The sequence below is a fragment of the Pontibacillus marinus BH030004 = DSM 16465 genome (assembly GCF_000425225.1).
Classification (GTDB): domain Bacteria; phylum Bacillota; class Bacilli; order Bacillales; family BH030062; genus Pontibacillus; species Pontibacillus marinus.
Window position 1 is genome coordinate 78,674 of the sequence record NZ_KE384337.1, and the last position, 10,262, is coordinate 88,935.

The following is a 10,262-nucleotide window of genomic DNA, read 5'->3' on the forward strand; positions in this document are numbered from 1 at the left end:
CCCGAAATAACTTGAACAAACTCTAAAACGTGTAAACATTATGTGCCTTTCCAGTATCATATCAAAATATAAATGGTACGAAAAGTAAAAGGGGTCATGTTCTAAACAGTACTTAATCCATATGTATTCATTATGTACATGTGTATGTTAGAAGTCAACTTTAGCTTAACATGATACACCTAGTGTATGTAAAGCATCAGCTTATGTTGAGAACCTTATCATATTTTTCTCAAAAACACACGTTTTTATAATTCATTTTGGGAGAAAACGTTCCCATGAATATTTAAAAACAAGGCGCGACATATCGCGCCTTGTTTTCTACATTATGCAGTCTTGCTTTCAGCAACAAGGAAGTCAATCGCTTTTTTGATCTTAAGATCTTCTTTAACAGCGTCCGTGTTACCACCTAGCATCTGCTTCAAGTTGTCGATATTTGTCTGATACATAGAAGCCATGTTCTCAAGCTCAGCATTAACGTCTTCTTCTGTTACCTCGACATTTTCTGCTTCAGAGATTGCTTCTAATACAAGGTTTGTTTTAACGCGTTGTTCAGCATCATCTTTCATCTGCTCTTTAAGCGCGTTTTCGTCTTGACCAGTGAACTGAGAGTACATTTCCATAGTCATACCTTGCATTTGTAAACGCTGTTCGAATTCTTTAACCATACGGTCAAGCTCAGAATCAACCATTGCTTGAGGTACGTTAATTTCAGCATTGTCTGTTGCTTTGTTAACAAGCTCTTCACGCTTCGCATTTTCTGCTTCAGTATTTTTCTCTTGTTGAAGACGATTCTTTGTTTTTTCTTTAAGCTCGTCTAACGTTTCAACTTCTTCGTCTACGTCTTTAGCGAACTCATCGTCCATTTCAGGAAGTTCTTTTGTTTTCACTTCATGAACTTTTACTTTGAATGTAGCTTTTTTACCAGCTAGCTCTTCAGCATGGTATTCTTCAGGGAATGTAACCTCTACTTCTGTTTCTTCTCCAGAAGATTTACCTAGTAGCTGTTCTTCAAAGCCTGGAATGAATGTGCCAGAACCGATTTCTAGAGAATAGTTGTCTGCTTGGCCGCCTTCGAATGCTTCGCCATCAACGAAACCTTCAAAGTCCATTACAACTGTATCGCCGTTTTCAATCGTGCCTTCTTCTTTTACAACAAGTTCAGCTTGCTGCTCTTGTTGTTTCTTTAATTCTTCTTCAACGTCTTCATCTGTAACTGTTGTATCTTGTGCTTCTACTTCAAGACCTTTGTAGTCGCCAAGTTCTACTTCAGGCTTCACAGTTACTTTCGCAGTGAAAATTAAGTTTTTACCTTTTTCGATCTGCTCAACATCTACTTCTGGACGATCTACTGGGTTAATACCCGCTTCTTCTACAGCATTTGAGTATGCTTCCGGAAGAATGATGTCTAAAGCATCTTGATAAAGAGATTCAACGCCGAAACGCTGTTCGAAAATTGGACGAGGTACTTTCCCTTTACGGAAACCTGGTACCTGTACTTGTTTTACTACTTTTTGGAATGCTTGATCTAGAGCACGATCAAATTCAGCAGAATCAACTTCTACTGTTAGTTGACCTTCATTGCCCTCTAATTTTTCCCATTTTGCAGACATGATTTTCCCTCCAAAATCTATTTAATAGTCATTTTGTATGTTTGTTGTAGTCTTTTCTAATTTGTAAGAAAGACACTCTCTAAATTGCAACCACTATATTATAACATAATATTGTTTGCTTTCAATACTCATAGATATGTAGTTTCTTATGCCTATTACGATTCATCTAATACGGAGAAGTAATTCGCTTCATAGTATTCAATCTGTTGTTTCCATAAATCCACTTCTTTTTTCGATCCATAGTTTTCAAGTGGAAATGGATAATGGTCTAGTTGTAAGTATGAAGTTCCTAATTCAAAAAACGCCTTAGCAAGTGATGGTGTTTCCTCATCTATTGGCATAACAGGAAAACGCACATACATGTATCGAAATAATAGTTGCTGAATAAACTCATATAAGGTTGGATTATCCTGCTCAACTGGATCTAGTAAATTTAAAATTTGCCTTGAAGATGGATGAGATAGGATATCATCTAACTTTGAAGGATTAACAACTTTGGTTTCCCCTAGTTTCGTTACCTCCACATTTCGTTCTACCTTTTGTTCTTGCATCCATTGAAGCATTGCCGTTTTGATAACAGGCTGTATGTAATCTTTTTTCAGGAAAGGTACAAGTTCATTGATGTAGGGATGGATATCTTGTTTTCTCAACTTAGACAAACATCTCCATTGTTTTTTCGCATCCTTCGAATCAAGTGATGCAATAAACTCATCAATATCTTCTAAGTATTCTGCGCTGCTTTCATCTTCTTTAAGTTTTTTCGTGATGTCATATAATTGCCAGAACTGCTTTCTTACCTCATGAGGAATTTCCTCTGATTCGAATACTTCGTCTAAGAGGTCTAACAGTTCCTCATATTGACTGGTTTGAAATAAAACCGTTAAATAAATATGTAAGTATTGAAAGTAATTCTCCTCATCTTCTTTCATTAGTTCTCTACATATGGATTCCGCTTCTTCGTAACGCCCCAGCTCCATTAGGCAAATCAGCTTACCCGTCATCACTTCAGAGTTCGCTGCATCAAAAGATATAAGCTGCTCAAAATGCTCCAAAGCCTCTTTATACTTTTTAGCTTGTAGCGCAGTTCGACCTTTTTGCTCCAGGGAAGATTTCCATTTAGGAAACATGACCACATCCGCTTTGTTCTCTGTCATAATCTACCCTCCTTCTTTATCCAGTTTTGATTTATGTACACTAAACCAATCTCCTCTTATTTATCTTTACCTTTCCATTTCCCTTTTATTAGAAAGGGTGACCTGAAACATCTAATTACATACAACCGTACCATAACTTTCGCCATAATAAAACTTATTAAGAATAGGAAAAAACTTTTTCGCACATACCAACAATAAGGTAATGACTTATCTAACTTGGAGGTTCAATATGTGCGCAATTCAAATGTGAAGGTAAAACTCAATCAACGACTTCAAGAATCCTTCAAACATAACTCAGACTTTATACAGAAATCATACCAAATAGGATCTACCAACATTGATATTTTTTATTTATCCACTATTACTGATACGAAAATGTTTTATTCCGATATTATAGAACCCTCCGTTAGCCAAGACAGTTCTAAAGTTTTTAAAAATAAGTTATCAGCTACAGAAGGCTTTTCATTTAAAGAACAACCTACAATAGAAGCATCAGTTCAAGACATTCTTAGAGGACATATGGTTATACTCTCGGATCAATGGGCCGGAGTTTTCGATTGTACTTTATACAAAACATTACCTCTTACAGAAACTAAAGTTGAGAAAACCATAGTAGGTCCACAAACTGGATTTAGTGAAGATATTGACATCAATATTAATTTAATAAGGCATCGTTATCACAATAATGGTTTAAAAATTAAAGATGTATCTCCTAAGGATCAAACAACGAAAATGAGATTAAAAATTCTTTATGATGACAATAAGGTAGCACCAGATCTCTTAGATAAATTATATGAAGAAATGCAATCAATTCAAAAAGATAAGTTCTTTCAAACAGCTGAAGAGTTAAATCAACGGATCATTGAAAAGAATAAAAATATTTTCCCTACGATCATGATATCTGAACGACCTGACCGCATTGCTTATAATATTTACAAAGGAAAAGTAGTTGTATTAGTTGAAGGAAGCCCTTTTGCGTTAATTATCCCTTCTACCTTCATGGATTTCTTTAGTTCCATGAGTGATTTTTATCAACCTTACTGGGTGAGCAGGTTTTTAAAAATATTGCGATATCTAGGACTTGCGATTAGCACAACCCTTCCTGCTGCCTATGTTGGTTTCACATCTTACAATCCAGAGTTGTTTAAAGTGGAATTAGCTTTATCCATTGCAGGAAGTCGCGCCCCTGTTCCATACCCTTCCTTTGTAGAGGTCTTTCTTATGCTGATAATGATGGAAATGCTAACAGAAGCTTCAATTCGTTTACCTAAAACGATCGGCCCTACTGCTACAACAGTTGGAGGTTTAATTCTTGGCCAAGCGGCAACTGAAGCGGGATTAGTATCCAATATCATGATTATTATTGTAGCATCGGTAGCCATATCAAACTTCGTTATTCCCATTAATCAAATGTCTTTTGCTATGAGGTTAGAAAAGTATTACTTACTTCTTTTAACAGCAGTAACAGGGTTGATTGGATTAATCGTTGGATTAATGAGCATCATTTTGTATCTAACTCATTTAAGCAGCATGGGAAATCCGTATTTTAAATTAACATTCAGTGAAACTCCTAACTATTTAAAGAAAGGCACATATAAATGAGACGTTACTTTTATTATCTAATCCTGGTGAATTTATTTACGAATTTAGTTGTGTACGTCCCTAAAATCCTTATTTCTCATCGATATAATGGAGTATTGTTCTCCATTTTAATTGGTACACTTTTAGGCCTGTTTTTAATGTATTTGTTCACATCATCTATGGAAAAATTCCCTGGGAGGACGCAAGCTGATATTGTTTCCTCCCATTTACCTAAATGGATTAGTAGCCCTTACTTATTCTTAGTTGCTATTCTTTTCTTTGGTACAGGCTATTTAATTTTGAACGCATTTATAGAGGTATCGAAAAGATTTATCAATCCAGATATGCCTAACTTGGTAGCTGCTATTCTATTTACCTCTTTTGTAATAGCTGGAGCAGCTGTTAAAAGTGATCGGCTCCTATATTTTCTTGAAATCATTTTATTCTTTAACCTACCTTTGCTCCTGTTGGTCCTAGTCCTAGCGTATATCAACCCTTTTTTATCCTGGGATTCGATTCGGACTTTAATACCTCAAGCAAGATTTCAAATTTCCTGGGAAAGTATAGGGGCATCTTGTTATACGTTACTAGGTTTCTTTTATTTAGCTACATTTAATAAGTTCTTTTCTGGTAAAGGAAGTTATTTAAATTGGTATAGAATGATACTAATTGGCTTACTTGGATTAAGCATAGTCCTAACATCTATTGTCATACCGGTTGGAGTGGCTGGGATCGATGGAATTAACTCATATGTTTACCCTTGGATTAGCACAACGGACTCTCTACAAATGGAATATGGGATTATTGAAAGAGTTTTATTTATCTTTCTATTTTTTCATATATGTATATCTCTAATTGGAGCTACGGTGTCATGGCATGTGAGCCTTGATATCTTTAAAGCTATACTCCCTAAAATAAAGTTCAGACAGAAAAATGTGACATCCTACCTAGTATCATTTGTGTTTTTTGTTGGTGTTACCACAACCTCTATTACACTAAACATCCATCAACAGCTACAAATTGCAAAGGTATATTATATTTCTTTAATACCTGCAAGCATATTGTCAGTAGCATTAATGTATTGGATCGCTAGGAGGAAAAGAGCATGAAAATTAATACACTTTTTACATCTATTCTTATGCTAATCCTTCTTTCCCTTACCCTTACTGGATGTGGGTTTAAAGATATAGACAAACGCAATTTTGTACTTGCTGTTGGTATTGACCCTGGAGAAAAAGAAGAATACGTAAAGGTGAATTTAAAATTAGCAATTCCTAATGCTGAAAAAACAAAAGAGGTAAGAGATTTTACTGTTATAACAGAAGAAGCTAAAACAATAGCAGAAGCAGTTCGAATAATAAAATCTCGGGTAGATAAAGAAATTGATTTTGGTCAATTAAAAACGATCATCTTGAGTGAAGAGCTCTTAGAACGAGACTTACAAAGCGTGTTGGATTGGTTTATAAGACGAAGGGACATTCAGCAAATTTCATATGTAGCCTTATCTAAAACAGATACCATTAACATTTTACAATTAAGTCCTAAAGGAGAAAAAATTCCTTCAAACAATATCCTGCTGACATTCAGTACAACAGGCACTAAATCATCTTACGTTACAACTGTGCAATTATATCAGCTAAGAAGAGCTTTAGTGGAAAAAGGGACAGATCCCATTTTACCAATTATTGAAATTGTCCAAGAGAAATTTAGAGTAAACAAATTAAAAATCATAAATGGTGAAAAAGAAAACATGTTAGATCTGACCCCTGAAGAAACAAAGCTTTTCAATTCTATTTTTAATGAATACAAAATGGGTACAATTGTGATTGAAGGAAAGTTATACTTCATCGTCGCTTTAGACAAAATGAAAACAAGTTACAAACTTGTCACTAATACTGAAAAGCCCTATATCAAATACGATATTATAATGAAGGGGTTTATTGAAGAATCCGAAACCGAATTAAAGAGTGAAAGCTTACCAAAATATGAAAAAGTCACTTCAAAAAACATGGAAAAGCGTGTCCAAAATCTTTTTGAAAAGCTTCAAGAAGCAGGAGTAGACCCATTTGGATTTGGCTTACGCTATAGAGCTACACACAGGGGAAGCAAAGAAGAGAAAATGGAGAAATGGAACGCGATCTATCCTGACATTGAATTTCGGGTGAATGTTAAGGCTGAGATTACAGGGACAGGGATTATTGAGTAAGTAAATTTATTAAAAAAAGTTGGAGCTACAAAGACTTATACTTTGTAGCTCCAACTTGTTATGAATGTCCCAGGAGAGATTCGAACTCCCGACCTACGGCTTAGAAGGCCGTTGCTCTATCCTGCTGAGCTACTGGGACATGTTCAGGATTATTTATTTGGTTATGTATGGAGCGGGTGATGGGAATCGAACCCACGACATCAGCTTGGAAGGCTGAGGTTTTACCACTAAACTACACCCGCATAATAAATCCTATGCTTATTATGAAAAATGTTTCTTGTTTTATTAATTTTTTGTTCTTTGCGTTTCAAGCGAACAAGAATTATTATACGAACATATGCTTCAAATGTCAATGGGTTCAGGCAGAAGTTTTTTTATTCTTCTGCCTGAAGTGAAGTTTCTACCGTCATTGAAGGGATTAATTCTCCTTCAACATTAAAGAATTCAACTTTGACATCGGACTTTCCATTCCATGACGCAATTGCATAAGTCTTTTCTGTTATACCTCTTGGCAATCGAATGGATCCTGGATTAATGAATAATCGATTATCCACTTTTTCAGCTGCCGCCATATGAGAATGACCAAAGCAAACAATATCCGCTCCAACTTCTTCTGCTCTATAAGATAAAGGCATCAACGTCGTCTTAATACGGTATAGATGACCATGAGTTGCTAAGAATTTCATTCCGGCAACTTCAAGGTCAATATCTTCTGGATAACGATCATCAAAATCACAATTACCTCTAACCTTCTGATAATCTTTCATTTCTTCCGCATCAAAATCCAGTTCAGAATCACCACAGTGAATCATTGCGTCGACTTCATCCTTATGTCTTTCCTTAACGGTTTGCACTTCCTCTGTTAGCCCATGACTATCACTTACGATTAAAACTTTTGGCACGCTTATCACTCCTTACTCAGATTGACTTAACCAACCTTCTAATTGTTTAAGCGCGTTACTTCTGTGACTGATGCTGTTTTTTTCATCTGAGGAAAGTTGTGCCATGGTTCGGTTAAAACCTTTAGGATAAAAAACAGGGTCATAACCAAATCCATTTTCTCCTTGAGGCTCTAAGCCAATCTGGCCTTCACATGTTCCTCGTTTATACACCGTTTCTTTCCCTGGTCTAGCTAATGCTAAAACACAAACAAAGCGTGCTTCACGATCTTCTTTCCCTTTAAGTTCATTTAACACTTTTTGAAGGTTTGCCTGATCATCTTTCTGCTCCCCAGCAAAGCGAGCAGAATATACTCCCGGCCGTTTGTTTAAAGCATCTACTTCTAAACCAGAATCATCAGCAAGAACAGGAACTTGTATGATGTCTGAAATCGTTTCGGCTTTTAACCGAGCATTTTCTTCAAATGTTTCCCCAGTCTCTTCTACATCAGGTAGTGTTTCATCCAAATCATTCATAGCGATCGTCTCAATTCCGTATTTCGAGAAAAGTTGACGAAATTCCCTGATTTTCCCTTGATTTCCCGATGCAATTACAATTCGGTCCATGCCTCTTACCCCTTTTACGAATTTTGTTGGCGATTGCGATCGATATGCTTATTTAGATCTCCAAGGATTTCTTTTTGTTGATCAAATAATTCCTTAATCCCCTTTTGTGCAAGGCCAACCATTTCTTGAAGTTGCGTATAGGAGAATGTTGCTTCTTCCCCAGTTCCCTGCAATTCAACAAACTCTCCATTCCCTGTCATGACGATATTCATATCTACTTGTGCCTGAGAATCTTCTTCGTAACACAAGTCCAAAATTGTCTCATCTTTTAACACACCTACAGATGTAGCAGCGAGGTAGTCTTTTATTGGAAGTTCTTTGATTGTATTTTGTTTAAGTAATTCTCCGAAAGCCAATGTCATGGCAACAAATGCTCCAGTAATTGCAGCTGTACGTGTACCACCATCTGCCTGAATAACATCACAGTCTACCCATACCGTTCTCTCTCCAAATTTCTCAAGGTCAACTACTGAGCGTAAAGCACGTCCAATAAGACGTTGGATTTCCATTGTACGACCTGATACTTTCCCTTTGGATGATTCACGAATATTTCGTTGTTGAGTAGCACGAGGAAGCATTGCATATTCCGCTGTTACCCAACCTTTCCCTTGGTTTCTCATGAAAGGAGGGACACGATCTTCTATGCTAGCATTACAAATCACTTTCGTTTCCCCAACAGTTATTAAGACAGAACCTTCTGGGTGTTTAACATAGTCGCGCTCCATATGTATGGGTCTTAATTCATCATTGTTTCTATTATCCGTTCTCATGATTTGCTCCTCCTTTATTAATCCTTGCTCATCTTAACATAAATCTCTGCTTCATTTCACTTATATCGGTAAGGAAAACCCGATTTTCTTTATTATAGATCAAGAAAAAAGAGGCTATTCTTAGTAGCCTCTTTCCCTCTCTTATTATAACCAATCATCCAGATTAAAATCGGCGTGTATTTACCATTTGTGGTCGAGAAACAGGTTCTGCTAATACTTCTCCCTGCTCACTGAATACTTGGTCAATGTTTTCAACTTCTACAGATACCGCTTCAACACCAGGCTGCTCAGTTAGTGAGAGCACAAGGGAATCCATTACTTCTGTGGATAGTACAGCTTGGTCATCAAAGTTGTTTAAAACATTTTCATTAAACGTTAGTTTCAAAACGCCATCTGTGTATTTCGGTTTTTCCACTAATTTGGCCCCTTCGTTAAACACTTGCTGTAGGTTGAGATCAAAGCCAGGACCATTTACTAGAGTTTGTACAATCGTTTCATATACATTCTCATCATTAGCCTTTACTCGTTTTGTTACAGGGACATAATAAACTTTGTCATCATGTTGAGTTGGATAATAAACCGTTACGGACTTGCTGTCACTTAAGTTTACTACATCACCCACATGAAGATTGATTCCATTGGCACGTGAGTATCCATCAGAAATTGGTGTCCCATTTACAGGCATAACGTCTGTATCATAACCATTAATTTGTAGCTTAACTCGTTCTACACTCTCGAATTGAGTAAGTGTGTATGTCATAGCTTGCAGGATTTTCAATTCATCTTCTGGTCGATATTCAGAAAATTCTTTTGATACATCTACGACTAGTGTACCTTCATCTTTCATAAGATTTAGACTATTAATTTCTGTTCCAGCAGGTAATACCGCTTCGAATCCACTAGGTAATACATTGGTGATTGGTCCACCTTTGACTAGGTATTCGAGAGCTTGTTTTGCATATTCCTTTGTTTCCGTTTCTGGTAGTAATACGGTTTGTGGTACCACCATTCCATTTGCATCTAATAGGTATAGCTGACGCTCATTTGTCTCAACGACTACCTGGTTTTGTTCTTGATTGGTTTCTTGTCCATTGTTTGATGTTGTTTCGCTATTTTCTACGTTATTTTGACCTGTACTCGCTTGTTCCTGTGGTGGATCCATTTCTTGTAACGATTGCTCCCCTTGAAAGACACACCCTGAAAGAAGAGTAAGTCCTGTAATCACACTTCCGTAAATTAAAGCAGCACGCTTCCGCATGTTTTCCCCTCCTATGATGGTTTGTACTACTATATATACGAGCTTTCAGGCAAAATAGACCAAGCTAGAAAAATTTTTATTTTATATCAGTGAAGATATATTAGGTTGACCGCTGGTTATGGGGACTTGTTCTATTATAGCCCCCTATTGTTGAAGACTTGGTTTCGAGATAATAATG

Annotated in this window: 9 protein-coding genes and 2 tRNA genes; 3 read left to right on the forward strand and 8 right to left on the reverse strand. The window is 36.5% G+C overall.

Features of this window, described 5'->3' with window-relative positions; genetic code table 11:
* Positions 1–323: 323 nt before the first annotated feature.
* Together tig and H514_RS0121755 are read right to left on the reverse strand one after the other, a co-directional pair.
* Complete coding sequence (tig, locus tag H514_RS0121750) at positions 324–1,610, reverse strand: trigger factor (protein WP_027448868.1); 1,287 nt, start codon at positions 1,608–1,610, stop codon at positions 324–326.
* Positions 1,611–1,765: 155 nt separating this feature from the next.
* On the reverse strand, positions 1,766–2,764 hold the full coding sequence (locus H514_RS0121755; protein WP_027448869.1) for a tetratricopeptide repeat protein: 999 nt from the start codon (positions 2,762–2,764) through the stop codon (positions 1,766–1,768).
* Positions 2,765–2,995: 231 nt separating this feature from the next.
* Here H514_RS0121755 and H514_RS0121760 point away from each other — a divergent pair, with 231 nt between their 5' ends.
* Genes H514_RS0121760 through H514_RS0121770 form a run of 3 tightly spaced genes read left to right on the forward strand, consistent with a single transcriptional unit; the run spans position 2,996 to position 6,551 of the window.
* Positions 2,996–4,366 (forward strand): spore germination protein, encoded by a 1,371-nt coding sequence (locus tag H514_RS0121760; protein ID WP_051255282.1) that lies wholly within the window; start codon positions 2,996–2,998, stop codon positions 4,364–4,366.
* Positions 4,363–5,454, forward strand: coding sequence for a GerAB/ArcD/ProY family transporter (locus H514_RS0121765; protein ID WP_027448871.1), 1,092 nt, complete (start codon positions 4,363–4,365; stop codon positions 5,452–5,454). Before H514_RS0121760 ends, H514_RS0121765 begins: the two co-directional genes overlap by 4 nt.
* A complete protein-coding gene (locus tag H514_RS0121770) occupies positions 5,451–6,551 on the forward strand; it encodes a Ger(x)C family spore germination protein (RefSeq protein ID WP_027448872.1) in 1,101 nt (366 codons plus the stop codon). The genes H514_RS0121765 and H514_RS0121770 overlap by 4 nt, the downstream gene beginning before the upstream one ends.
* 65 nt (positions 6,552–6,616) lie before the next feature.
* On the opposite strand, the gene H514_RS0121775 is transcribed toward H514_RS0121770, so the two are convergent.
* The 6 genes from H514_RS0121775 to H514_RS0121800 form a co-directional block, all read right to left on the reverse strand.
* Positions 6,617–6,690 (reverse strand) — tRNA-Arg (locus H514_RS0121775).
* Between the two features lie 29 nt (positions 6,691–6,719).
* A tRNA-Gly gene (locus H514_RS0121780) sits at positions 6,720–6,793 on the reverse strand.
* Between the two features lie 132 nt (positions 6,794–6,925).
* The gene (locus H514_RS0121785; protein ID WP_027448873.1) at positions 6,926–7,453 is read right to left on the reverse strand and encodes a metallophosphoesterase; all 528 of its coding nucleotides are present in this window, start codon (positions 7,451–7,453) and stop codon (positions 6,926–6,928) included.
* 12 nt (positions 7,454–7,465) lie between these two features.
* On the reverse strand, positions 7,466–8,056 hold the full coding sequence (locus H514_RS0121790; protein ID WP_027448874.1) for an XTP/dITP diphosphatase: 591 nt from the start codon (positions 8,054–8,056) through the stop codon (positions 7,466–7,468).
* 14 nt (positions 8,057–8,070) lie between these two features.
* Positions 8,071–8,826, reverse strand: a complete 756-nt coding sequence (gene rph, locus H514_RS0121795; RefSeq protein ID WP_027448875.1) for a ribonuclease PH — start codon at positions 8,824–8,826, stop codon at positions 8,071–8,073.
* A 163-nt stretch (positions 8,827–8,989) separates the two neighbouring features.
* On the reverse strand, positions 8,990–10,084 hold the full coding sequence (locus H514_RS0121800; protein WP_027448876.1) for a GerMN domain-containing protein: 1,095 nt from the start codon (positions 10,082–10,084) through the stop codon (positions 8,990–8,992).
* Positions 10,085–10,262: the final 178 nt, after the last annotated feature.

Excerpts from the sequence above, each read along its gene's own strand:
- H514_RS0121770 (WP_027448872.1), top strand. The coding sequence starts at position 5,451 with ATGAAAATTAATACACTTTTTACATCTATTCTTATGCTAATCCTTCTT.
- H514_RS0121800 (WP_027448876.1), bottom strand. The coding sequence starts at position 10,084 with ATGCGGAAGCGTGCTGCTTTAATTTACGGAAGTGTGATTACAGGACTT.
- H514_RS0121765 (WP_027448871.1), top strand. The coding sequence starts at position 4,363 with ATGAGACGTTACTTTTATTATCTAATCCTGGTGAATTTATTTACGAAT.
- rph (WP_027448875.1), bottom strand. The coding sequence starts at position 8,826 with ATGAGAACGGATAATAGAAACAATGATGAATTAAGACCCATACATATG.
- H514_RS0121755 (WP_027448869.1), bottom strand. The coding sequence starts at position 2,764 with ATGACAGAGAACAAAGCGGATGTGGTCATGTTTCCTAAATGGAAATCT.
- H514_RS0121790 (WP_027448874.1), bottom strand. The coding sequence starts at position 8,056 with ATGGACCGAATTGTAATTGCATCGGGAAATCAAGGGAAAATCAGGGAA.
- tig (WP_027448868.1), bottom strand. The coding sequence starts at position 1,610 with ATGTCTGCAAAATGGGAAAAATTAGAGGGCAATGAAGGTCAACTAACA.